We start from the raw sequence: 24,504 nt of genomic DNA on the forward strand, positions 1-24,504 counted from the left end.
TCTCGGTGGCTATGCCGAGAGGGTCACACCCGTTCCCATCCCGAACACGGAAGTTAAGCCTCTCAGGGCCAATGGTACTGCACGGGTAGCTGTGTGGGAGAGTAGGTCGCCGCCGGGATTTAATTCAGAAAAGCCCCTTCTGTTCTCAGTCGGGGCTTTTTTATATCCATAAAACCGCTCTCTCCTACTCCCTTAGCACAAAACTCTAACCGTATTTTCTGCCCCATTACACCCCACTGACCTTCCTCGTATACTTCCGTCGGTAAAAACGGCAAACTATTTTCCTGACATTACCCATGTTCCGCCTTCTATAGCCTTATTACATGCACCGCGCAGGATATGCAGGGATCATAAGTTCTGACCAGCCTTTCCAGCCTGAGTTTTAGCTCCTCTTCTTCTGCTCCCTCCATTGCCTTCGCCAAATACAGCAGGTCCCGCTCCATGGCTAATTGATTTATCGCAGTAGGGGTTACGATGTCCGCAGCAGTACAAAATCCGCTGTTATCGAAAGCGTAACTGTGGATGAGGACTCCTCTGGGTGCTTCCGTTACGGCGGTGCCCCTTGCGGCATGCTGTGGTGCATTGATAAGAGGGGGCTCGGCTCTTTTCGTTGTATACGACAGAACCTCAATTATTTCCATGGCTGCCTCTGCGGCATGAATTAGCTCGATGGCCTGGGCGAGATTGTTGTACCACATGTCGCCCTGCCTAATGCCAAGCAGCCGGGCGAGGGCCGCTTGAGCCTCTGCTGCCAACTCCATTTCCAGATTCAACCGGGCTAATGCCCCGACTACAACTACCTCATTGCCGAAGGTGCTGATCTTCCCGTGGGAGTGTCCACTGATGCGTTCCTTCAGGGCGTTTGTGTAATCCGCGTCCCGAGCACTTCTTCCCGTGCTCGTGACGAGCTTGTCGCCGAAAAGCGGCTCAGTCGTTCCTCCTTTGATGCCCAGATAAATCGGAGTCGGCAACTGCGGCCCCGGCGTTGCAAAAGATGCAAAGAGCTCGGCTGTGCGTACCGTGTCGGCCAGGACGGATTCCAGGCCTTGCCGCAGTCGTAGCATATCTTTGCTCCCCAGTTTTCGCCCCATGCCGCCGATCTTGACGTTTACCGGATGGATCAGCCTCCCGCCAACGGTCTCCTGGATATCGTTGCCCACCGCTTTGATCTTCAGGCCCACCTTGAGCAGGTCCGGTGCCTGTCGTGCAAGGTCTGCAAAGCCGGCGGAATTGAAATAATCGGGCAGAGCCAGGCAGAAAAGATGCAGAGCATGGCTTTGGATATGCCCCCCCAGGACGATGAGGCGGCGGTAGAGTTCTGTCTCCTTCGATACCTGGACGGCAATGGCTTTCTCAACGGCCTGCAAGGCCGTAACCCGGTGGATGGTTGAACAGAGGGAGCAGATCCGGCAGATAATGTCGGGGATTTCCGTATAATGCTTGCCGAGCAGAAGCCCCTCGAACAGCCGGGGGGATTCCACCAGTGCCAGTTCGACCCGGTCCACGCGTTTGCCGTCCATAAAAACACGGACAGCGCCGTGGCCTTCCACCCTGGTTAAGGGCTTTACCTCAATAACGTTGCCCATTGTCCCACTCCGGATAAAAGCGGCGTAACCTGCTGTTGATTTCCTCCCGGCTGAACCCCTTTTCCACTAGCAAGTCGATTTCTGCGGCAACATTGGCCTCGGTCGCCGGCCCTCTGCAGCCTTCGCAGGCCACTGAAACTGCAGGACAGCGGGCATTGCACCCCGACTGAATCAGCGGGCCCAGGCAGAGTTCATTTTTTTCGATGAGCAAGCAGAGATTTTCCCTGTTGCGGCACTCGGTACAGACCGGATAACCGGGAAAAACCGGCAATGTGCCGTGAAGGAGGGAGGCGAGGACCTGCATTACCTGGTTTGTTTCGGGAGGACAGCCGGGAACGGCAAAATCCACCGTGACGAATCGGCTCAGCGGACCCGGAGGAAAGGTCTTTACGGCATTGGCGAAATTGCCGTAAACTGCCTCGGTAAGCTCCAGGCGTGGCTGGTGGTTTTTCATGGCAGCAATCCCTCCCCAGAGGGCACAGGTGCCGATGCCAACCAGCAGCCGGCTGCGGCTGCGCAAATTAAGGAGGATCTCCAGGTCGCCTGGCGTCGAGACGGCGCCTTCCACGAAAGAAACTTCAAGGCTGCAACAATCGTCATTTTCCGACCTTCCCATGGGAAAGTAGGCAAAGTCGAACATTTCCGCCAGCTGGGGCAGCTCTTCTTCGCAGTTGAGCAGGGTTAGCTGACATCCTGAGCAGGCCGTCAATCCTGCAAAGGCAATGACTGGACGGTTCATAAGGCACCCTCGATCCCTTTGAGCGCACTATAGGGAAAGACCGGACCGTCGATGCAGCAGAGGTCCTGCCCTACGGCGCAGTGGGCGCAGCGCCCGAGACCGCATTTCATGCGTCTTTCCAGACTCAGGAGAATGCGCTCTTCCTTAAAGCCCAGGGTCTTAAGCTCCCCCACAAGGCATTTGTATAGTGCCGGTGGACCGCAGACGGCGGCGTAGCTTCTCTCAGCAGTTATAATAGCGCCCTGAAGCAGGTCGGGCAGCAGACCGATGTTGCAGGAGGTCTTTCCGGTCTCGTCTTCGGGGGCGAATTCCACCGTCACCATGAATTTGATGTTGCCGGTGCAGGCCATATCCTGCAATTCCTGGCGCAGGAACAGGGCGGAAGGCTCTTTGGCGCCATACATGAAGGTAATGGCGCCGAAGCGTTGTCTGTGCATCACCAGATAGCTGAGCAGGGAATGGAGCGGCACGATGCCCAGTCCCCCGGCCAGAAGAAAGAGATCCTGTCCTTCCATTTGTTTCACCGGAAAGCCGTTGCCGAAGGGGCCGCGGACATGGACATAATCCCCCGTCTGCAGGGTATGGAGTTTTGCCGTGACATGCCCGGCCTTTCGGATGCACAGCTCGATGACACCATCGTCACCAGGCAAGTTGACGGGTGAAAAGGGAGCTTCTCCGGCACCGGCTGCAGAAATCTGGAGAAATTGGCCGGGAACAAAGCTGAAATTGCTGCTTACTGTGCCGGTGTCAAGCTGCAGACTGAAAAACAGGATGTCCGGTGCCAGCGGCTTCATCGCGAGGATCACTGCCGGCACCGGGGTCTCGATCATGGGCATTTCCCTCCGTTGCGGTAATGGACTCACGCCGGCTCCTCCCCGAACAATTCCAGTAGATCGATCCCCACCGGGCAGACTGCGCGGCATCTGCCGCATCCGACACACGAGATGACATCTCTCAGTGGTCCGAAGCCGTAGTATTTATGGAGAAAGCGGTAGTGGAAGCGCTCCTGCCTTGTTTTTCTGAAATTGATACCCCCGGCGATTTCTCCATGGGCCTTGAAAAGGCAGTTATCCCACTCCTGGACCCGCTCTCCCGTTTGTCCGTCGATAGCTCCGTATTCGCGCACGTCCACACAGTAACAGGTGGGACAGCACAGGGAACAGGCTCCGCAGGAAAGGCACCGGCCGGCAAAGTCGTCCCAAAGCGTACTCCCTTCGAACATCCGCCTTTTCCCTACGGCATGGCAGATCCGTCTGGCTGTTTCGGCGGCCTCTGCTGGCCTGGTTTCTGCACCGGCGGTTCCCACAATATCGGCTGCCCAGGAAATGATTTCCTCTCCCCGCCTGCTCCCCGTACGAATCCTGAACCCGCTGTCTTGCCTGGAGAGGAATAAATCAAAGGGTACCGCTGCTGCCGTCGGACACACCCCAACATCTCCGCAGAAGCAGTATTCATCGGACTCGCATGATATTCCTACCAGCACCAGCCGTTCACGTCTGCTTGCGTACAAGGGGTCGGGCCGGTCGTCGAGAAAGACGCGATCAAGATAGGCGATGCCTGCCAGGTCACAGGGATGGAGTCCGAAGAGCAAGATTTCGTCACCTGGCGTTTTTGCCGGAGTATAGCCCTCTGTAGGTGCATAGTGCAGGATTGGCGATTGGGGGGGGAGGAGATACTTCTTCGGGGGGAGGAGGGTCCGTTGATAGTTCAACTGGAGGAGATCAGGGGATGTTACGGGATTGAAAGAGAGCACTCCCAGATCATTAAGGGTCGGGCCATGGAGGGTACCGATCTGCATCAGGCGGACAAGGAAGGAACCGAGTGCATTATATGTCAGAAACGTTTCTGCCATACAACCTCCGCGTCATCCCTGTAATTCTAACGCTAAATCTGCGGCAGACAATTTTTTAGCGGCAAAGAACAGTCAGTGTCCCGCTTGGTGGTAAAGAGCGTCTCCCTGTTGTTCGTTTACCCTGATGCCGTACTTGTCCAGGAGTTGTCCTGTTGTCAGCCAGAGGGTGGTGATTGCGTTGTTGTAATCCACAAGTGCGCGGATCTGGTTATTTTGGGCGGTCACCAGGTCATTTTCCACGTCGAGTACATCCTTGGTGGTGGCCAGTCCTGCTTGATTCTTCTTGATGAAAGCCTTGAGCCGTTCTTCGGCAAAAGCTCTGCCCCGGTCCGTCACTTCCAGTTGCTTGTAACTTGCCCTGAGACCCCGTATGGCAGTCCGCACGTCATTAGCAATGTTTGATTCCAAGGCTCGCAGCTGGGTCTGGGTCTGTTCCAGTGCCAGTTTACTCTTGATATAGTCATTCTCTGCAGCCCGGTTGCCCAGAGGATAGGAAAATTGCAGCCCCACCCCCCAAACGGGATAGTCGGCCGAGCCGATGTGATCCAGCCCGGTGGCGTAGCTCTTGTCGAGACTGGTGAGGGAAACGCTGGACTTCAGGGCAAGATCGGGGAGGGTCCGGTTGCGAAGTGCCCGAGTCTGGAGTTCCCTGCTCTTTACGCCGGCCCGCTGGGCCTGCAGTTCCGGCCGCGTTGCAAAGGCCAGCGTCAGCGCTTCATCTTCCTTGACCGAAAACTTTTCCTTGGTGGGGAGGTCCACGGGGATGATATCCTGGTTCCCATTCAATTGCAGCAACACCCGGATTCTGTCCATCTGGTCGCTTAAAGCATGTTGTGCATCGATGATGTCCTTTTCCCTGGTGGCGACGCCGAACTCGGCATTTAGTATTTCCATGGCCGGCAAAACCCCTGCCTTGACCCTTCCTTCGGTGTCGGAGAGGATCCGTTGGGCCAGGGTGAGGGATACCTTTTTTACTTCCAGGTCTTCACGCAGGCTGTAAAGCCGGTAGTACTCGTTCAACACCTGGGAGACCGTATCACTCAGCCTGGTCCTGAACGTATCCAAGGAGCCTTCTTTGGCCAGGCTGGCAACATTGATGGCCAGCTCGGTGTTTTCCCTGCCGAAGTTTTTCAGCAGCGGCTGGCTCAGGGAAAGGGCCAACTCCGACTGGTAATAGTCGGTAAGCGATCTTGCGGGGTCGAAGTTGTTGTGGTACCAGATGTTATTGAAGCCGGCCGCCACGGTGCCACCGGTGGGCAGGAGCTGGCTGACGCCGGCATCCAGTTCCATTGATCGCTGCCTGACAATCCCGGTCCCGGTTATGACCGCTGTGGATGATACCGTGGTGGAGTTATTGTAATTGACCAGCGCATTGAGAACGGTGTCGTAGATGCCGGAATTCCTGCGTATGTCGGCCTCGGCCATGGCAGGGTTATAGAGCTCGACTTTGACGTCCAGGTTGTTTTCTGCAGCCCGTTTGATGGCATCACTTATGGAAAGATTCAATGCTCCTTCCTCGGCTGAGGCTGTGGCGGCAGCGCAAAAACAGGCTGAACAAACGGCGGCGAGCAGGATTGTACTCTGGAGTCTCATGAATAATTCCTTCACTGATGTGCCAAAAGCAGCAATCGGAAAGGCGGGAGTTTCCTCCAGCTTCCCCGGCAGTGCTCATTTTTAGCGATAATTAAGGAAACTGTAAAGGGTATTTTTTGCGGCTGGCGATGAGCTCATATGGGCCACCGCCCAGGTGCTGAGGAAGATCGTCCGTGTCGGCGGCAACTTGGCCCGCGTCGAGGCTGATCGGAACAGAAGTACGTCCGTAAAAATGAGCCGTCAGAAAGGTGCTAGCCAGATCTTGTAGAAGCTGTACGGTGCCACGTGTCTGTCCGTACCGTGGTTGAACCGCGCCGTCAGGTTTATCTGCGAATCGGTGAAGTACAGATACCGTTCCGGTGAAATACTTATGCTGTCAGGCCAGTGGAGATGCTCATCTTTGACGATGGTGGTGATCCCACCCCGGGGATGATATATCTTTACAGCGTTTTCTTCCAGTGCGGTGAATAGAACATTGCCGCTCCCGTCCATTTCCATTCCATCCACCCCTCCGGTTTCCGCCACCTTTTCCACATTCGCAGCCAGGTCAGCCTCAGGGATATTGAAATCATTCAGATACCTGGTGTGGATGCGGTAGAGGGTTTTGGCGGTCAAGGCATGGTAATAGAGATACTGGGACTGCCTGTCCAGGGCAATGCCATCCACATGGATCTGCGGTACATTGCCCCTTTCGTCGCGCAGCTCCTTACCGTCGATTACCGGGACATAGCCTGCCTCCGCCTTGGTGGAGGGATGATCTGCCAGTGCCCGTCGCGTTCGGCCGCTATTCAGGTCGATAACGATGATGGCTCCCGTGCCCGATTCGGTGACGTAGGCAATGTTCTTCTCCGTGTCGACGCGCAGGTCGTTCAGGTATCCCTCTCTGGGCAGTATCTTCTTGTCGAAGGGGATGACCCGTTCCGTGGTACCATCCTTCAGGTTAAACCGCACGAGTTTCGCCCCTCCCGGCACCACCCCTTTGAATGCTGGGGATGCGGCATCCACAACCCAGAGAAAATCGGCATCATCGACGACGACGCTTTGGACGCAAATGAAATGTGCTTCCGGATGGGCTGCTTCCGTCGCTCCCCAGCTGTTCCACGTTTCATCGGGGAAAGGTCGCATAGCGCCATCGGCGAAAACCTCCACGACCGAATAACGGGGGGATGACTGCCAGCGGGGGAAGCTTACGAAGATTCGTCCATTGCGGGAAACGGCGATGCCGGTGGGCTGGTCGGTGAAATAGGGGTAGCGGAAGAGCGCCGCTCTGGTGATAGGGGTGGGGGCGGCGGTATTGGTTGGCGGATTCGTGGTGCATGCGGTGAGTACTGCCAGCAGCACAAGGTAGACTGGCAATTTCCCCATGGTGGCACCTCCTGGTAATGGCGGGTGTTTGGAAAAAGGATAGCTGAATCCGGCGACCTTTCAAATAGTTTGCGACGTATTGTGTCGCAGTCATGTGGTTTAGTAATAAAAAACGATGGAGGTGCCGCATGATATACATCACCAACGACAGCATGGGACAGGCCGTTTATCTGGAGCTGCACAAAAAGGAACCGCGCAGGCGAGCCGGCGGAGTGGAACATGTTTTTGACGGACTGGTGGGTAATGGGGTGACGGAAGTTCCCGTTAAGGTGCGAAGCTGGCAGGACTACCTGGAGATCGCCTTCGGCGGCAGCCGGCTCTTTCAGACGGTGGAGGAGAAAACCCTGCGCAGGATCATGGGAGACGTGGTGCGGGAGTTGGTCGTGGCGTGATCGTGGCGGAAAAAGGGAGAAGAGGAACTGATCAGCTGAAGATTTTGCGGAACAGTCCCTTCTTGTCTGATTCCCGCTTTTCCGCAATCATGTTCAAGCCCTTGCGTGCATTGCTTTCCCTGGGGTTGATCTTCAGCGCCTTCTGGAATTCCCCCTCGGCGAGTCCTTCACGTCCTTCGTCCATGAGCATCCAGCCTCTTAGCGCATAAGCAACCGCGTTCTTCTCGATCTGCAGGGACTTAGCGAGGAGCATCTTCGCCTTTTCCAGCGCCGCCTTAGAGCTGTGGTTTGCAGGATTGCGGTAAATGGCCAGGGCCAGGAGGGCACAGTGACCGGCATTGTCCGGTTCCAGGGTGTAGGCGTCCTGGAGGGCCTTCTCTGCATTATCGAATTCGCCCATTTCGAGGAAGACGCTTCCTGACTGGAACTGGATCCGTGCCTGGAGCTTATCGTCCTGTTTCCCGTCGATGCCCATGGTCGTATCCGCATTAAGCATCTCATCATAGCGTTCTTTTGCCACGACGCTGGAAAGGGTGTTGTAGGCGTTGGCATAGTGGGAGAGAATATCCTGGGCCATGTTCATGGTCGTGCCGGAAAGCTCCATGAAGCGTTCAGGCGAATACTGGCGGGTCTTGCCGAAGTAAGCTTCCTTCAGAGCGTTGAAGCTGAAGTTATTCTGGCTGAGGCCGAAGATTTCATAGTAGTTTTTGTTCTGGATGCTTGCGAATTCCCGCTGTACAGTCTGCTCAAAGGTGATGTCGTCCGATGATAGCGGCGCCGCCATACCGTCGGTGCCTACCACCAGTTCCAGGGTTTCCGATACTTCTTCCACCAGGTCGTCGAAACCTACTGCCGGCTCGTCGCTGGTTTTTATCTCTTCAATGGGACGATTGAAGAGGTTTTTCTGCACGAAGCCGGGTGTTTCGTCGGGCGTGGGGCGGTCGCCAAAGGCCACCATCCCAAGAGAGAGGAGAAAATTATAAAAAGCGGCCGCTTCCCGGGGGCTCTCCGTTGCTGTAATCGTCTCTTTCAGGGGCCGTTGCGGATTGAGGGCTTGGAGGAAGTCGATCTCTTCACGACGCAGGATGAGCAGGTTGGCGAGCCGGTAAAAGGTTTTTGTCCTTGCCGGGTATTTCCCGCCATACGTGCCGATGAATTGTTCTCCCTGGAAGGGAATAGCCTTCTCTCTGGTTGCCTGGTAGACCAACCTGGGCACCGACAGGGGAATCAGGGGGAATTCCAGCTGGGGAAACGGCTCCTCCTTGAAGCTGAATCCGGCGGCTTCGCGCAGGGAAGCAGTTATCGCCGAGGAAAGAAAAAGGCGCGACTGTTCCACCAGATCGTCATAGGTGAGAAGGCCGGTGTGGGTGAAGAAAAGCCTTCCTTCCCCGGAATCCACGAAAAGCTTCAGATCTTCATCAGCTATCTTTTTTGTGGAAGAGAGAAAAGAGGGAAAACTGCGCTCTCCCCGGGATATGAAGGTGACCGGCTCTCCCTGGAGAAAAACGACGCGGACCCCCTGGGGGAGAATGAGGGTGCCGCTTTTGCCGCTTTCATGGATGCTGCGAATCATGCCGAACAGATCCCGGGGCTCTTCAGCCCTCTGCATATCTGCCAGCGATGACTGTACCGCATCAAGAAACGCCTGCCTGGAAAAAGGTTTTTCCAGGTAATGGCGCACTCCCAGTTTCTGTGCCCCCAACGCATATTTTTCCCCCCGGTATACCCCGGTCATTATCACGACCGGCAACGTCGCCCATTCGGGCGATTTCCGCAATCTCTGCAGCAATTCCACGCCGCTCAGTTCCGGCAGTTTCAGGTCCAGGAGAAGAAGGTCCACCTTGCTAGACGAAAGGACCCGCAGTGCCTCGGTACCGGTTCCGGCAATTAGAGCCTCCAGCCCTTGGGCGGCGAGAAAGGTCTGCAGCATCTGCGCCAGGGCGGCATTATCTTCTGCCAGTAATACTCGGGTGGTCATTGGCGTACTCCGCCGTTTTTCCGGTTGTTGGGGGAGCTGGTTTGGATGAGGATTTCAGGTATCGGACCACCGCCTGGTTGTGCTCTGCAAGGGTGGTTGAAAAATAGTGATTGCCGTCTTTTTTCGCCACGAAATACAGGTAATCGGCCGGTGCAGGATTGAGGACCGCCTCTATGGCGGCGCTGCTGGGGTTGCCGATGGGCCCTGGCGGCAATCCCTTGATCAGGTAAGTGTTGTATGACGACTTGCGCATGATGTCCTGTTTAGAAATGTTGCCTGCAAAGGCCCGGATACCATAAACGGCGGTGGGATCACTTTGCAGCCGCATCCCCTTTTTCAGGCGATTGTGAAAGACGGCGGCAATCAGGGGACGTTCCGACGGATCTATGGCCTCCTTTTCAATCATCGATGCCATGGTCAGAACTTTCATCTGATTCAAGGGATAGCGCTTCGCCCGATTGGCAAATCTGGCGGCATATATTTCCTGAAACTGCACCACCATCTGTTCGATCAGGTCCCTTTCGGTCATGCCGGGTAGAATGTTGTAGGCGCCTGGATAGAGGTAACCCTCTACGCTGGTTCCGGGAACATCCAGGTCCCGAAGCATTTCCTTGTCGCGGCACTGCTTGAGAAACGATTCCCTTTTGAAGAACCCTCTCGCTTGTAGCATTTCGGCAATCTGGTAGGTGGAATAGCCCTCGGGTACTGCGAAGAGGCAGCGGTAGACATCTCCTGTAGCCAGCTTGCGCAGAATCTGCGACGGCGACATGCCGTCGTTTAACTGGTAGGTGCCTGCCTTCAAGCGGGCGTCTAGACCGCGGAGCCGTGAATAGACGGTGAAGAGCCGCTGACTGGAAATAAGTTTCTTCCTCTGAAGTTCCGCAGCTATTTTGCCGGGGGTCATTCCCTGAGAGATGGTGACCATCTCCACAGCTCTGCCGCTGCCTGCAGGATTGGCGGCAAAGATGCCGATCCGCAGTACCGGCAGCAACAGTAGCAGCAGGAGGATGACCCGGATGCGGTATTTTTTCTTCTTTTTTAAAAAGTTAAAATTCATATCCCTGGATGGATAGCCTTGATTAAAGCCCACAAAGGGCCAATATTCGACCATTTTTAGGTGATATTACAGTTTATGTCAAGGCCAAATGCCCCTGTTTTACCCTTATCCCCTATGGTACAGCTGGCTCGTACATCGGGTATGCAAGCGGCTGCTTGGTTGACTTTGGATGGTTAGATGGTGTAACCTGCACTACTGATTCATTGGCCCGGAGCAGCTATTTCGCTGTTTTATTTATCGGTTTTGTTAATATTTTTCACGACAATCTTGCAGAAGTTTCTTTGAGCGATAATTTTTGAAGCGAATACGAACGGTCTGGCGGATCTTTGAAAAGGTGTGAAGCAACAACCGTGCACAACGTATTGACCATCGATGTGGAGGACTGGTATCACGTCTGCAATCACGACGGGAAGCCGGTCGTACCACAAGGGCCTAAGCAGGTACGGCCGAACGTGGAGAGGATACTGACGCTCCTGGCGGAATACGACGTGAAGGCCACCTTTTTCATGCTCGGCTCCGTCGCCGAGGAAGAACCGGCTTTGACCGGCGACATAGTCAACGCCGGCCACGAGATTGCCTCCCATGGCTACTCCCATACACTGGTGCCTTTGCTGGGGCCGGACAAGTTCAGGGACGAACTCAGACGGACGGCGGAAATCATAGGCCATCAGACTGGCTGCAGGCCGATGGGCTTCCGAGCTCCCCAGTGGTCCGTTAATGGTAATACGCCATGGGCGCTTGACATCCTCCATGAGGAGGGCTACCGGTACGACTCCAGCTGCAATCCCCTTCCCTTCGTGGGGGATCCCAGGGGTGCGCGCAATCCATATTCCATTGCAACCAGCGGCGGTGCCATTATCGAGGTGCCTCCCATGGTGACGCCGTCACTCTTCGGCAACCTCCCCACCGGCGGAGGCTGGGGGTTTAGATTCTTTCCCCTGGGGGTGATCGTCCGTACCGCCAGAACCTTGAACCAGGCGGGCAAACCGGCGGTTTTCTATCTGCACCCCAGGGAAATGGACCCATCAGGGCCTCGCTTGGACCTTCCGGCGTTGCAAGCCTTTGCCGCATATGGAACCAGGACCGATGCGGAGGGGCGGCTCAGGCATCTTCTGCAGACATTCAGGTTCTGCACCATGAAACAGTTGGTGGAAACGTGGGAAGTTGCATAATCATTCCGGCCTACAATGCCGAAAAAACAATCGCTGCCGTGGTTAAGGAAGTACTGGCTTTGGGGCTGCCGCTTCTGGTGGTGGATGACGGCTCCACGGACGGGACCGCCAAGTGTGTAGGCGGACTGCCGCTCAACGTCATCAACCATCGCCGCAATCTGGGCAAAGGGACCGCCCTGAGAACAGGCTTTCAATGGGCGCTCATGCACGGCTTCGAAGGGGTCGTGACCATCGATGCCGACGGTCAACATGATGTCGCCGCCATTAGCCGCCTCATCGATCATGCCAAGGGAAACCATCTCGATATCCTCATCGCATCCCGCTTCTCCCAGTTTGGCCAGATGGCAGGGCTGCGCAGCTTCTGGAACCGCTTCGGTGTCTGGTGCATGCGGAAGCGGACCGGTTTCGAAATCAGCGACAGCCAGTCCGGGTTTCGCTACTACTCCGGTCGCCTGCTGCGCAGTATCGAGCTTATTGCCGAAGGGTACGATCTGGAAATGGAGATACTGATGAAGGCTTGGCGCGGCGGTTTTACCATCGGCTCCCTACCGGTAGCGGCGCGGGTGGCGGATGGCCGTGCCACAAGTCATTACCGGCCGGTGCGGGATACCTGGAATATCTGCATGACCTTTTTGCGTTACATGCGCGCCTGAATTGGGCGCTCCGCATTCGCGACCTCAAATAGCTCAACGAAGTGGGTGAACATGCTCCAGAGTCTGAAAAGCTACTCAACCGAAAAGATAGTTTCTTTGCTTCTCTCACTGGCGACCAATTCGTCCAACGAGAACCTTGCCAGGATGACCTACCTGATGGAACTGATCCCGAAAAAGGATTATTACCGGGATCGCATCAGATGGATGCGCCAGCTGCTTCGCGACAACCATCCGAGCATGGAGTTTCCCCGCCGCATCCTGCGCGACCTGCATCCCAACCAACGGGACAAATGGATCACCAACCTCGCAGTCAACCATCTCCTTTCCGGGACCAACAAGCGAAAAGCCTGGGCCGACCGTGAGGGATATTATCCACCTTCGACGGTAGTCATCAGCCCGACCATGAAGTGCAACCTTTCCTGCTACGGCTGCTATGCCGGCGATTACCAAAAGTCCCTGGAGCTTTCCCTGGATGAGATCGATTCGGTGCTCACCCAGATGAAGGAGATGGGGGTCTATTTCGCCGTCATTTCCGGGGGGGAACCCTTTTTCAAGGCCGATATCTTCGAGATCTTCAAGAAGCATTCGGATATGGCCTTCCTTGTCTTCACCCACGGCGGTCTGATCGATGAGGCCATGGTGGAGCGACTTATCGAAGTGGGCAACGTCATGCCTGCCTTCTCCCTTGAAGGATACGAGAAAGAAACCGACGAACGCCGCGGCAAGGGCCATTTCAAAAAGGTCATGCACGCCATGGACCTTCTGAAGGGTGCCGGGCTCTCATTTTGCGGCTCATTTACCCAGACGAGCAGAAATACCGACATCATCACTAGCGGCGAGTACATGGACATGCTGGTGGAGAAGGGATGTTTCGCCCTCTGGCTTTTCTCCTATGTTCCTGTGGGGCGCAATCCGGATGTGGCCCTTATGCCTGCTCCGGAACAGCGTGACCTGATGCGCCGCCGCACAGCCGAATTCCGTGCGGCGAAGCCGATGCTGATCATCGATTTCTGGAACGACGGGCCTATCATCAGCGGCTGTATTGCCGGCGGACGCAAATATTTCCATGTCAATGCCAATGGTGACATCGAACCCTGCGTCTTCTGCCATTTCGCCGTGGACAACATCCGCCGCACTTCCCTGAGAGAGGCCCTGAAGTCGCCACTTTTCCGCAAGATCAGGGAGAAGCAGGGTTCCCACGAAAACCTGCTGCGACCCTGCATGCTCATCGACCACCCCGAGGTGGGACGGGAGATGTTCGCCATGGAGGGGACATATTCCACCCATGAGGGGGCTGCGGAAATCTTTACCGATCTTGCAGCCCAGATGGACAGCTATTCCCACGCCTATGGGCGGATTGCCGATCCGGCATGGAAAGCGGAATTTGCCGCTGAAACTGGTGAAACAAAGCGGGCAGGGTCTATAAAGGGATGAAAATCCTCCTGGTGAACCCTCCATCCACCGGCGTCTTTACCACCTTCGGTGTCAGTCTGCCGCCCATGGGGCTGCTCTATATCGCCGCGAGCCTTGAACAGGCGGGCCATTCGGTACAGGTGGTCGATTTGCAGTGCGAGCCGGCAGGCCTGGATCCTTTTCTGATCAAGGCAGCAGATCTGGTCGGGATAACTTCCGATACCACGCGCATCGAAAAGGCCATGGAAATAGCGCGCCAGGCAGCAGCCATCGGCCGTCCGGTCGTCATGGGAGGACCGCATCCCCAGTTCATGGCGGCTGAGATCCTACGTACCGGCCATGTACAATGCATCGTCAAGGGAGAAGGAGACCTTTCCTTTCCGCTGCTGGCCCAGGCGCTGGAACGGCGCGATGAATTAGGTTCTGTGGCCGGCATCATCTTTCCCGACGGATATAAGGTGGTCGAGACGGCGGACGGCCCACTCCCGGACCCCGAGCAGCTTCCGTTGCCCGCTCGGCATCTCCTTGACCTGACACGATACAGTGCCTCCCTGAACGGCATTCCCCTGACCCCAATCGTCACCAGCCGTGGCTGTCCCGGTGCCTGTTCTTTCTGCTCGTCCTCTTCCTTCTTCGGCCGCCGCTGGCGCAGTCGCAGCCCAGAGTACGTCCTGGCTGAGCTGGACGAAGTTTACAACCGCTATGGTTTCCGCGCCGTTGCCTTTGTCGATGACAACTTCAGCCTCTCGCCCGAGCGTGTCATCGCCATTGCCGAGGGGATCGAGTCACGGGGCTACGATCTGCAATGGTGGAACTTTTCCCGCGTGGACAACATTGTCGGCAACCCGCGGATGGTTGAAGCAATGGCCCGGGCGGGATCGAAAACGGTTTTTCTCGGCATTGAAAGTGCCGACGCCGAAGCTTTGAAGACCTTGGGCAAGGAAAGCCAGGGGGACATGACCGCACAGGCGGTGAAGCTTCTCCAGGATAACGGCATCGAGGTTTTCGGCAGCTATATCCTCGGCCATCTTAACGAAACCGCCGCGGATGTGGAGCGGACCATCCGGATGGCGGTGGATCTCAACACCAATGTTGCCCAGTTTTCCGTCCTGACGCCATATCCTGGAACGCCTCTCTACCAGGAGCTCAAGGAGCGGATTTTTCTCAAGCGCTGGAAGTTTTATGATGCGCTCCACCTGGTATTCCGCCATCCCCGTATCAATCGCCACCGGCTCCAGTACCTGCTGATCAAGGCGTATCTGAAATTCTATCGGCGGTCAAAAAAGGCAAAGGACGATTTCAGGGATTACGGCAAGACCCAGAACTTCAGCATGCAGAGAATGATGACCTGCGTCTATGATTTATTTTTTTAATACCCCCAGGGGTGAAAAAGGCTTTCCTTGGCGCTTTACAGCAGTTTGAACCTGTTTTTCATACGGCTTTTCACCGTGCTTATACCCAGGTTTCTGCACCCTCCGTTCGCGATCTTCTGGGGGGGGCTTTTCTACCTGCTTCTGGCGGAGAAAAGACGGGGCATCCGATCCAATATCAGGACCATCACCGGCAGGAGGAACGTCGAGTGGCTGGTCATTGCCACCTACTACAAGTTTGCCCGTAACTGGTGTGACGTGATGCTGATGATGCGCTGGCGTGGGGCGAAGCTCCAGTCACTGATCGGCAGGAGGTCGAGCGGCAAAGCTCTGGATGAAGCCCTTGCGGCTGGAAATGGCGCCATCCTCATTTCTCCCCATCTCGGCAACTGGGAACTGGGCGGGCTGGGACTGGCCGACATGGGATATACTCTGAATGTCCTCACCTTCCGGGAACCTGACGAAAAGGTGAACGAGCTCAGGGAACAGGTTCGGGGCGAGCGGGGCATCCGCTTCATCTATGTGGACAGGGAGGATACATCCCCCTTGGCGATCATCGAGGCGGTGAATGCCCTGCGCCGCAACGAAATACTTGCTTTGCTGGGTGAACGGGATGGTTCATCCCACACCATGAGTCTCGACTTCTTCGGCCGGCCTGCAGCAATTCCGCTTGGTGCGGGGTATCTGGCCGTGGCCAGCGGTGCTCCGGTCATTCCCGTTTTCGTCCCCCTGGAAGGGAGCCGCTATGCCACGATCATGGAGGAGCCCATATATTTTCATGGGGGGCACGCCGATCATGCCCGCTCTATAAAGGAAGGCACCGAACGCATCCTTCGCATCTTTGAAAAATACATACGCAGATACCCGGACCAATGGTACAATTTCTTCGACTACTGGACCGGGGAAAACATCAACAAGGAAAAGGGTTTATAGATGTCAGAACAATTGATCGACCAGGTAAAGCAACTTATTATCGACAGTCTCCGCATCGAGGGAATGGAAGTGGGAGATATCGAGACCGACGCACCGCTTTTCGGTGAGGGGCTGGGGCTCGACTCCATCGATGCCCTGCAGCTGGTGGTGGGGATGGAAAAGGAATTCGGCGTCGTCGTTCCCGATGCCGAGACCGGCAACAAGGTCTTCCGCTCCGTCAGGACCATGGCCGACTATATCGCGGAACATCGCAAATGAAACTGCTTCTCATCTCTCCCGGCTGGCCGAAGGGGAGATTATGGGGGGAGCTGAGTTTCAAATTTCCGTCGCTGTCCCTTGCTGCCATAGCCGCTGCCACCCCTTCCCACTGGGATGTTTCCCTGTGCGACGAAAACCTGGAGCCGGTGGATTTTGCCGCTCCGGCGGATCTGGTGGCCATTACGGCCATGACACCCCAGGCGCCCCGCGCCTACGAGATTGCCGACCTATTCAGGGCTCAGGGTGTGAAGGTCGTCATGGGAGGCTTTCACGCCAGCAATCTTCCCCCCGAGGCTCTTCTCCACGTGGATGCGGTGGTTGTCGGCGAAGGGGACCTGGTTTGGCCGCGCCTGGTGGATGATCTGGAAAAGGGATGCCTGCAGCCAATCTATCGTCCCGATGCCATGATTGCCATGGCGGACCTGCCCATCCCCAGAAGAGAAATCTTTGCCGGCAAGGGTTATCTCCTCACCAATACGCTCCAGACCACCCGTGGTTGCCCCTTCGACTGCGAATTCTGCTCAGTTACCGCCTTTTACGGCAGGAAATACCGGGAGCGGCCGGTGGATCAGGTGCTTGCCGAGCTGGAAGTGCTGCGCAAGCAGAACTCCTTTGCCTTTTTTGTCGACGATAACCTGGTGGCGAACCGCCGCTATGCCCTCTCCCTGTTCTCGGCCATGAAGGGAATGGGATTCAAGTGGCTTTCCCACGCTCCCATCGATTTTGCCGGCGATCTGGAACTGATGCGTGCTGCTGGGGAATCGGGCTGTCTGGGTATGTTCGTCGGCTTCGAATCCCTCGACCAGGAATCGCTGGTGGCGATGGGGAAAGTGACCAACCAGGCCACCTCCTACCTTGAGCAGGCCAAGGCCTTCCGCGACAACGGCATCGGCATCCTCGGCTCCTTCGTCCTTGGTTCGGACGGCGACACTCCGGCCATTTTCGAGCCGATCCTGCGCTTCTGTGAGACGGCGCGCATCGAAGCCGCCATCTTTCCCATCCTCACCCCCTATCCCGGCACCAAGGTCCGGGAACGGCTGGAAAAGGAGGGACGGATCACCTCCAACGACTGGCGCGATTACGACATGGGGCATGTGAATTTCATTCCCCGTGGCATGAGCCCTGCCGAACTGCAGGCCGGGCACGAGTGGCTGAACAGGTCCTTTTATTCATTTCCCTCCATGTACCGGCGCATTTTCAAACTGCACCGGTCGGTACAAGTCTTCGGACCGATGAATTTCGGATTCAGGAGCGCCATCAGGCGCACCGGGAAACGGGGATAGGCCTAATGGACTGCTTCATGTTTCCAGGACAACCCCTGGCCTTTCCCACCGCTCTGCCTGATGATGGAGATTTTTTCACCATTGCGGAACTGGTGCGGCAGAGAACCGGCTTTGACCTGTACTCCTCCACCTGGATAAGGGACAGCGGGACCGACAATACCGGTTTTCAGCTCCACGGCGTCGCCATGAGCCTTTACCTGAACCGGAAAAAACGTGCTGAGGGATCTCAGCCCGCGGTGGTTGCCGAGCACAGCATGGGGATCTATGCGGCACTTGCTGCAAGCGGTTCCCTTGCCGAGGGGGAGGCAATAGAGGTTACCTGGCGGCTCGGCTCGTGCATGGCAAAGATGGGAGAAACGGGGTACTACGCCCTCGGCTGCATCATCGGCTTGACCAGCGAACCGGTGCTGGCCCTCGCCCGGAACTGCGGCGTCCATTTGGCCAACCACAATACCTCCCGTCATTTTCTCCTCTGCGGCACACGGGAAAAGATTGAGACTGCGGTCGCCGAGGCCGTTGCACATGGGGCATTTTCGGCAAAATCTTTTCCCTGCGACGCTCCCCTCCACACCCCGCTTATTCAGGAACTTGAGTCTCCCCTGCGGCAGATTCTGGCGGAGTACCAGTATTGGGAACCTTCCTGCATCCTGGTGGATCACCTGGAACAGAAGCGGCTCAAGGCGCATGACCTGGCCGATTTCATGTTCCGGCAACTCTGCATGCCGGTCTACTGGGAAAAGACCTACCGAAGCCTTGTCGCCATGGGGATCAGAAGATTCCACGAGATCGGGGCAGGGGATGCCTTGAAGAAATACAACCGCTGGATCGAAAGCGAGATGACCCGGTAATGGCAAAAGCCCATGAGACACTGATCAAGGTGCGGTTCAACGAGGTGGATTCTTACCACGTGGCCTGGCATGGCCATTATGTGGCCTGGATGGAGGTTGGTCGCAACGATCTTGCCGCCCGCTTCCAGCTCGGAGTGGACCAGATTGCCGATGCAGGCTTCCTGGCTCCGGTGGTGGAACTGAACGTCAAATACAAGAGGTCTGCCCGTTTCGACGAGGAACTGCGGGTCCGCACGGGCATGATACGCACCGAGGCCAGTACCCTGATGTTCTCATCGGAGATTATCGGCGAGGATGGCCAGGTAAAGGCATCGGGAACGACGGTGCATGTCCTCACGGACAAAAATGGTGTTCTGCAGTACAGCCTGCCGCCGGTCATAGCCGAGAGGCTGGAAAAGATGATGGCGTTTCTGGGGGTATGATGGATATTCTGCTGATTTCGGCCAACAGGGAACGGACGCCATACCCGGTTTTCCCGCTCGGGCTCTCGTATCTGGCGGGTCCTCTGGGCGAAAAGGGACATAACCTCAAGGTTCTGGACCTCTGCTTTGCCGACGATCCCGAATTGGCAGTGAGCGAAGCCATCGACGGCTTCGCACCCGGGGTGGTGGTTCTTTCCCTGCGCAATATCGACAACGTCACCTTTCCCGGGAGCCGGTCATATCTGCCGGGGGTGAAGAAAATCGTCGATGTCTGCCGTGGCAAGGCACCGGTCATTGTCGGAGGCTCTGGCTTTTCCATCATGCCGGTGGAGATTCTTGCCTATCTGGATGCAGATTACGGCGTCGTCGGTGAAGGGGAAGAAGTGCTGCCGGAGCTTGTTTCGCGCATTTCAGAAGGTCTTTCTGCCGATGACCTGCGGGGGGTGCTGGTTCGAGGCAGGACCAATTTTTTGCCGGCGCGGCTTGTACAGGCGATCCGGCCTGCCGACCGCGGTCTTTTCCCCCTGGAGCGATACTACAGGGAAGGGGGAATGGCCAATCTGCAGACCAAGCGCGGCTGCCCGTTTTCCTGCATTTACTGCACCTACCCCATCCTTGAAGGAAAGGCGATACGGGTGCGCCCCATAGGGGAGATCATCGCCGAGATCCGTTCACTGGTGGAGGGTTTCGGCATCAGCTACATCTACTTCGTGGACGACATCTTCAACTATCCCCCCGAGTTTGCCGAGGAACTATGCCGGGCCATGATCGATGCCGGGGTCAAGGTGAACTGGACCGCCTTCATCAATCCCGCTTTCATCACTGCGAGCCAACTCAAACTGATGATCACGGCCGGTTGCGATGCGGTGGAATTCGGCAGTGAATCGGGCTCTGCTTGCATGTTGCGCAACCTGGGCAAGTCCTTCTCTGTAGACGACTTGCGGAATTCGTCCCGTCTCTGCCTGGATGAGGGGGCGGACTTCGCCCATTACATTCTCTTTGGCGGGCCGGGAGAGAGCGAGGCGACCATCGATGAAACCTTCGCCCTGATGGACGAGCTGGAGCCCACCGCAGTAATCGCCATGACCGGCATCAGGATTTTCCCCGGCACCCCCTTGTACCATTCCGCCCTGGCTGACGGCACCATCACCGCTGAAATGTCGCTTCTGGACCCGTTTTTCTATATCTCCCCTCCAATCCGGGAGACCCTCTGCGAGATGGTGACGGAACGGGCCATGGCCCGGAAGAACTGGGTGGCGCCGGGATTGGAGATCAACATGAGCGATGCCATGCTGGAAGCGTTGCGCCATTTCCCGGTGCGTGGACCGCTGTGGAAGCTGATGAAACGACTGGGCCGCAGTCGCGTCAGGCCCATGGCGGCCCCGGCAGCTGATACGCCCCGATGAACGGAGTCACCATGGAATTCAAGGACAAGAGAATCGTTGTCACCGGCGGCACCAGGGGGATCGGCAAGGCCATCTCCCTCAACTTTGCCAGGCAGGGAGCGCATGTGACTGCAGCTTACCTGGCCAATGATCAGGCTGCCGAGCTTCTGAAAGAGGAAGCTGCTGGCCTGCCGGGAACAATAGCAACGATCAAGGCCGATGTGGCCACTGGCGACGGCGCCATGGCGCTCATGGAAGCTGCAGCGGCCGCCACCGGTTCCATAGATGTCTTGGTCAACAATGCCGGCATCATCCGTGACTGCTATCTGCCGATGATGTCGGAAAACGACTGGGACACCGTGGTCCGCGGCAACCTCTATCCACTTTTCCATTGCTGCAAGTGGGGGGTGCGGAAGATGATCGCCAAGCGGAGTGGCGTCATCGTCAACCTTTCCTCCATCTCCGCCCTGGGGGGCACCGCCGGCCAGACCAACTATGCAGCCAGCAAGGGAGCCGCCATCAGCTTTACCCGGTCATTGGCCCGGGAAGTGGGACCCATGGGGATCAGGGCCAACGTCGTTGCTCCGGGACTGATCGAGACGGAGATGATCGCTGCCATGAAGCCCGATGTGGTGGAGCGGATCGTCAAATCGTCATCTCTCGGGCGGATCGGCCGAGCGGAGGAGGTTGCCGGGGCGGTGGCCTTCCTCGCATCCGATCAGGCTTCCTATATCACCGGCCAATGCCTGGTGGTGGACGGTGGCATCGTCTGAACCCTTGTCTGAGAGTCTTTTAAACCAAGAAAAGCTTTATTTCTTGTTCCCTTTCCGGTTAAAATGATTAAGTTCATGCGTGAACGAGATTGTCTGGAACAAAGGGAACATGGAAAAGAAGAAAATAGCAATAACCGGTTTGGGGGTTTTTGCCGCCGCCGGTAAAGACATAGCATCCTTCACTGAAGCCCTGCGTAACGGCCATTGCGCCATCGGCCCCCTCGACCTGTTTGACGTCGATCAGTTTTCCTCGAAGATCGGCGCCCAGATTCGTAATTTCGATCCCCACTGTTATTTATCCCCTCGTGAAGCGGCGAAACTTTCAAGGGCCGATCAGTTCGGCGTTATTGCAGCCGGTCAGGCGCTTGCCGAAAGCGGTGTCTGCAGTCATTATTCCCCCTACGATATAGGCATTTCCATGGGGGCGGGTGCTGCAGGCATGCTCCAGGCAGAAGAGTGGCTCCACCAGGGGCTGAATGGCGGCAAGGCGCGGCCTTCCCTCCTGCGGGGCCTCCTGCCCGATAGAACTTCCACGGCCATCGCCGAAAAATACGGGGTTGGCGGGTATCAGGGAAGCATTACCACTGCCTGCTCTTCGTCTGCTACCGCCATCGGTTGGGGAGCGGACCTGATCGCCTCCGGCAGGCTGAAGGCGGCTGTCTGCGGCGGATCGGACTGTCTTTCCCGGCTGACTTTTGCCGGCTTTAACTCGCTACGCGTCGTCGATCCGGAGCCTTGCGCCCCCTTCAGCCTTGGGCGACGTGGCATATCCCTGGGAGAGGGGGCCGCGTTCCTTGTCCTTGAAGAGGAAGAGGCCGCCAAAGCTCGTGGAGCAAAGATCCACGGATATGTACTCGGCTACGCCATTGCCGGAGAAGCCCACCATATGACTGCACCGGCACCGGACGGTGTGGATGCCGCACAACTCATGAAAGCAGCCATGGCTTTATCGGGTGTTGCCGTGGAGCAAATAGGCTGGGTCAATGCCCACGGTACCGCGACCCCGCTCAACGACGTGGTGGAAACAAAGGCCATGAAGCTGGTATTCGGCGAGCGGGTCGGGAAGGTGCCGCTGGTTTCCACCAAGGCTTTGACCGGCCACTGTCTTGGTGCCGCCGGGGCCATCGAGGCCCTGGCCACGGTGATAGCCCTGCGGGATGGGTTCATACCCTCGACGCTCAGCTTCAGAGGCGCGGACCCGGAATGCGACCTGGACTACTGCCACAAGGGGATGCGGACCAGCGAAGCCCGCCTCGCCCTGTCCAATTCCTTTGCCTTTGGCGGCAACATAACAACCTTGGTACTGGGTAAATGAAGACCATGTCCACTGACATAGTGATTACCGGCATGGCGGCCATTTCTGCCGCCGGTGTCGGTCTCGATCCTCTAAGAAAGGCGGTGCAGGAAGGGAAAAGCCTTCTCAAGCCGATCCCGCCGGAGATTGCCGGTACGGACGGATGCCTGTGGGGCAAGGCCGATGCCTTCAAGGGTGGTGACTTCATGCCGCCGCTCAAGGCGCGGAAGTTCGACCGGTGCAGTCTCTTTGCCGTGGTTGCGGCCGGAATGGCCCTCAAGGATGCGGGGATCGACCGTGCCTCCATGGATGCGGAAAGAACGGGGATCGTTCTCGGCTGCGGGTTCGGCGGCATCGCCAATTCGGAAGCGTTCCTGCGGGGATATTTCACCAGCGGTGCCGAGGGCCTCTCGCCGGTGCTCTTCCCCAACACGGTGCCCAATGCTCCTGCCAGCAATGCCTCCATCGAAAACGGCCTCAAAGGCCCCAATGTCACCTTCGTCCAGCGCTTCTGCTCTGCCGAGTCAGCGGTGATGATGGCCTGCCGCTTTCTCCAGGAAGGGCGCGCCGACGTCGTCCTTGCCGGCGGTGTCGATGAGGTGACCGAGACCATGATCAAGGGCTTTCGGGAGGTCGGACAACTGAAGAGCCATGGCGCAGGCTTCGGCGAAGGGGCGGGTATCCTGGTGCTGGAACGGGGCGACCATGCCCGCAGCAGAAAAGCAATGATCAAGGGGACGGTAGGGGGAATCCGGACCATCGGCAGGCTTCTCCCGGGACGTGAGACCGAAGGTGCCGAGGTTTTGCTGCCTAAGGATTCCGACACCACCCTGGTCAGCCTCTCGGGAACGGCAGCTGCCGAAGATGTTTTTCTAGCGCACCTCCCCACCGTCAGGCGCATAGAGACCGGTCCCCTCATCGGCCGCTCCCTGGGAATGGGAGGGCTTGCCATGGCGGCACTGGTCCTCTCCCTTGAAGAGAGGGCTGCCGGCCTGCATGTGGCGGCTTCTCCGGAGGGGCCTTATTATGCTATCCGGATCAGGGGAGGCTCTCCTGACTAGTTCAGATCCGTGCCGCTACTTGCCCCATCGTCCCCCCTTTTTGTTCGTGGACAAGATCATCCATCGGGAAACCGGTGTCAGTGCCTCTGGTGAGCTCGTCGTAACCACGGATTCGGGACCTTTTCCCCCAGTACTTCTCATAGAGTCCATGGCCCAAGTCAGTGGGATTGCCGCCGGCCAGGAGGCGGGCGTCGGGGGGATTCTGGCTGCCATCAGCCATGGTAAACTGCCGGTAGCTGTGGCACCCGGGACGTATCTGGCCCAGGCTCGCATCATCAAGTCATTCGGCACCCTCCATCTGGTAGAAGGAGAGGTAAGCTGGGACGGCACCGTCGTTGCCAGCGCAACCCTGACCCTGGGGGTCGGTAATCTCTAACCACCCAATCGATTCCTAAAGGCGAGAAGATAATGAAAAAATTGCTCCTTATGATACTGCTGGTCGTGATTTCCATGGTGACCTCTGCTCATGCTGCCCCCAACAAGGCCGTGGAGGCTCTTGAGGTACTGCGCCACGGTTTTTCCGCTATGACTGACTTCAGTGCCGAAATCGTCCAGGAAAAGCAGATGGCCATGATGAAGCGGAAGATGGTTTCCAAGGGAATCGTCCGGTTCAGGAAGCCGGGCACCTTCTACATGGAGCTTTTGCCTCCATATGGCAGCCGTTTGCTGTTGCGGGACAACGTGCTGACCATGCGCCTTCCCGAGCAGGGGGTGGCGGACCGTATCGTGCTGCCGCCGGAAGAGAGCCTGGACAAATGGTTCGCCTACCTGGCAAAACCGGTCACAAAACTGCCTGATGGGATGGAGCTGCGGGCCGAGCGCCAGGGGAGCGGCTGGAACCTGCAACTCTTTCCAAAAGGAAAGGGTGGTGTCAAGGAACTTGCCATCAGCTTCGATGGTGACGGCAAGATCAAACGGTTGACTATCCAGGAGCGCAACGGGGACAACACCGTCATCAAGTTCGCTAACATGCGTCGCAATGCCGGCCTGAAGGACAAGGATTTCCAGTTGAATTGAATTCCGGTGTAGAACTAGGACTGAATCTTTTCATCGATAGACTGCACGGGGGGGCCAGCT

24 protein-coding genes and 1 rRNA gene are annotated in these 24,504 nt (G+C 57.0%); 17 read left to right on the forward strand and 8 right to left on the reverse strand.

The genetic code is table 11. The features are described 5' to 3' along the window. Position 1: 1 nt before the first annotated feature. Positions 2 to 118: ribosomal RNA gene (gene rrf, locus ML541_RS11795) — 5S ribosomal RNA — on the forward strand. 190 nt (positions 119 to 308) lie between these two features. On the opposite strand, the gene ML541_RS11800 is transcribed toward rrf, so the two are convergent. From ML541_RS11800 to ML541_RS11825, 6 genes are all read right to left on the reverse strand, one after another. Next, on the reverse strand, positions 309 to 1,586 hold the full coding sequence (locus ML541_RS11800) for a Ni/Fe hydrogenase subunit alpha (RefSeq protein ID WP_243373131.1): 1,278 nt from the start codon (positions 1,584 to 1,586) through the stop codon (positions 309 to 311). Beyond that, positions 1,570 to 2,325, reverse strand: a complete 756-nt coding sequence (locus ML541_RS11805; RefSeq protein ID WP_243373132.1) for an NADH:ubiquinone oxidoreductase — start codon at positions 2,323 to 2,325, stop codon at positions 1,570 to 1,572. The genes ML541_RS11800 and ML541_RS11805 overlap by 17 nt, the downstream gene beginning before the upstream one ends. Then, a complete protein-coding gene (locus tag ML541_RS11810; protein WP_243373133.1) occupies positions 2,322 to 3,188 on the reverse strand; it encodes an FAD/NAD(P)-binding protein in 867 nt (288 codons plus the stop codon). The genes ML541_RS11805 and ML541_RS11810 overlap by 4 nt, the downstream gene beginning before the upstream one ends. Further along, a complete protein-coding gene (locus tag ML541_RS11815; protein ID WP_243373135.1) occupies positions 3,185 to 4,177 on the reverse strand; it encodes a 4Fe-4S dicluster domain-containing protein in 993 nt (330 codons plus the stop codon). The genes ML541_RS11810 and ML541_RS11815 overlap by 4 nt, the downstream gene beginning before the upstream one ends. 72 nt (positions 4,178 to 4,249) lie before the next feature. Next, positions 4,250 to 5,770, reverse strand: a complete 1,521-nt coding sequence (locus ML541_RS11820) for a TolC family protein (protein ID WP_243373138.1) — start codon at positions 5,768 to 5,770, stop codon at positions 4,250 to 4,252. Positions 5,771 to 6,010: 240 nt separating this feature from the next. Further along, a complete protein-coding gene (locus ML541_RS11825; RefSeq protein WP_243373139.1) occupies positions 6,011 to 7,135 on the reverse strand; it encodes a major royal jelly family protein in 1,125 nt (374 codons plus the stop codon). A gap of 128 nt (positions 7,136 to 7,263) precedes the next feature. Here ML541_RS11825 and ML541_RS11830 point away from each other — a divergent pair, with 128 nt between their 5' ends. Beyond that, positions 7,264 to 7,527: a hypothetical protein gene (locus ML541_RS11830; protein ID WP_243373140.1), complete on the forward strand. Its 264-nt coding sequence runs from the start codon at positions 7,264 to 7,266 to the stop codon at positions 7,525 to 7,527. Positions 7,528 to 7,558: 31 nt separating this feature from the next. Here the strand turns inward: ML541_RS11830 and ML541_RS11835 are convergent, their stop codons facing one another. Both ML541_RS11835 and mltG read right to left on the reverse strand, forming a co-directional pair. Then, positions 7,559 to 9,505, reverse strand: coding sequence for a response regulator (locus tag ML541_RS11835; RefSeq protein WP_243373141.1), 1,947 nt, complete (start codon positions 9,503 to 9,505; stop codon positions 7,559 to 7,561). Continuing rightward, positions 9,474 to 10,562: an endolytic transglycosylase MltG gene (gene mltG / locus ML541_RS11840; protein WP_243373142.1), complete on the reverse strand. Its 1,089-nt coding sequence runs from the start codon at positions 10,560 to 10,562 to the stop codon at positions 9,474 to 9,476. Before mltG ends, ML541_RS11835 begins: the two co-directional genes overlap by 32 nt. A 350-nt stretch (positions 10,563 to 10,912) precedes the next feature. Between mltG and ML541_RS11845 the strand changes: the two genes are divergently transcribed. From ML541_RS11845 to ML541_RS11915, 15 genes are all read left to right on the forward strand, one after another. Then, entirely contained in the window at positions 10,913 to 11,734 is an 822-nt protein-coding gene (locus ML541_RS11845; RefSeq protein WP_243373143.1) for a polysaccharide deacetylase family protein, read from the forward strand. Then, the gene (locus ML541_RS11850) at positions 11,719 to 12,387 is read left to right on the forward strand and encodes a glycosyltransferase family 2 protein (RefSeq protein ID WP_243373145.1); all 669 of its coding nucleotides are present in this window, start codon (positions 11,719 to 11,721) and stop codon (positions 12,385 to 12,387) included. The genes ML541_RS11845 and ML541_RS11850 overlap by 16 nt, the downstream gene beginning before the upstream one ends. A 51-nt stretch (positions 12,388 to 12,438) precedes the next feature. Beyond that, positions 12,439 to 13,821 (forward strand): radical SAM protein, encoded by a 1,383-nt coding sequence (locus tag ML541_RS11855; protein WP_243373147.1) that lies wholly within the window; start codon positions 12,439 to 12,441, stop codon positions 13,819 to 13,821. Further along, on the forward strand, positions 13,818 to 15,173 hold the full coding sequence (locus ML541_RS11860; protein ID WP_243373149.1) for a radical SAM protein: 1,356 nt from the start codon (positions 13,818 to 13,820) through the stop codon (positions 15,171 to 15,173). The genes ML541_RS11855 and ML541_RS11860 overlap by 4 nt, the downstream gene beginning before the upstream one ends. A gap of 27 nt (positions 15,174 to 15,200) precedes the next feature. Beyond that, complete coding sequence (locus tag ML541_RS11865; RefSeq protein WP_243373151.1) at positions 15,201 to 16,103, forward strand: lysophospholipid acyltransferase family protein; 903 nt, start codon at positions 15,201 to 15,203, stop codon at positions 16,101 to 16,103. Then, entirely contained in the window at positions 16,104 to 16,361 is a 258-nt protein-coding gene (locus ML541_RS11870) for a phosphopantetheine-binding protein (RefSeq protein ID WP_243373152.1), read from the forward strand. Further along, a complete protein-coding gene (locus tag ML541_RS11875; RefSeq protein WP_243373153.1) occupies positions 16,358 to 17,644 on the forward strand; it encodes a radical SAM protein in 1,287 nt (428 codons plus the stop codon). The genes ML541_RS11870 and ML541_RS11875 overlap by 4 nt, the downstream gene beginning before the upstream one ends. A 5-nt stretch (positions 17,645 to 17,649) precedes the next feature. Continuing rightward, positions 17,650 to 18,492 (forward strand): acyltransferase domain-containing protein, encoded by an 843-nt coding sequence (locus tag ML541_RS11880; protein WP_243373154.1) that lies wholly within the window; start codon positions 17,650 to 17,652, stop codon positions 18,490 to 18,492. Continuing rightward, positions 18,492 to 18,914 carry an acyl-CoA thioesterase gene (locus ML541_RS11885; RefSeq protein WP_243373155.1) on the forward strand — a complete coding sequence of 141 codons (423 nt, stop codon included), beginning with the start codon at positions 18,492 to 18,494 and terminating at the stop codon, positions 18,912 to 18,914. Before ML541_RS11880 ends, ML541_RS11885 begins: the two co-directional genes overlap by 1 nt. Further along, a complete protein-coding gene (locus ML541_RS11890; RefSeq protein WP_243373156.1) occupies positions 18,914 to 20,320 on the forward strand; it encodes a lipid biosynthesis B12-binding/radical SAM protein in 1,407 nt (468 codons plus the stop codon). Before ML541_RS11885 ends, ML541_RS11890 begins: the two co-directional genes overlap by 1 nt. An 11-nt stretch (positions 20,321 to 20,331) precedes the next feature. Then, a complete protein-coding gene (gene fabG, locus ML541_RS11895; RefSeq protein ID WP_243373157.1) occupies positions 20,332 to 21,072 on the forward strand; it encodes a 3-oxoacyl-ACP reductase FabG in 741 nt (246 codons plus the stop codon). Positions 21,073 to 21,181: 109 nt separating this feature from the next. After that, positions 21,182 to 22,387, forward strand: a complete 1,206-nt coding sequence (locus ML541_RS11900) for a beta-ketoacyl-[acyl-carrier-protein] synthase family protein (RefSeq protein ID WP_243373158.1) — start codon at positions 21,182 to 21,184, stop codon at positions 22,385 to 22,387. A 5-nt stretch (positions 22,388 to 22,392) separates the two neighbouring features. Further along, a complete protein-coding gene (locus ML541_RS11905; RefSeq protein WP_243373159.1) occupies positions 22,393 to 23,427 on the forward strand; it encodes a beta-ketoacyl synthase N-terminal-like domain-containing protein in 1,035 nt (344 codons plus the stop codon). Beyond that, a complete protein-coding gene (locus ML541_RS11910; protein WP_243373161.1) occupies positions 23,393 to 23,803 on the forward strand; it encodes a hydroxymyristoyl-ACP dehydratase in 411 nt (136 codons plus the stop codon). Before ML541_RS11905 ends, ML541_RS11910 begins: the two co-directional genes overlap by 35 nt. Positions 23,804 to 23,835: 32 nt before the next feature. Next, positions 23,836 to 24,444: an outer membrane lipoprotein carrier protein LolA gene (locus ML541_RS11915; protein WP_243373162.1), complete on the forward strand. Its 609-nt coding sequence runs from the start codon at positions 23,836 to 23,838 to the stop codon at positions 24,442 to 24,444. The last annotated feature ends 60 nt before the right edge of the window (positions 24,445 to 24,504 follow it).

This window comes from Geotalea sp. SG265, from assembly GCF_022808985.1.
GTDB lineage: Bacteria > Desulfobacterota > Desulfuromonadia > Geobacterales > Geobacteraceae > Geotalea.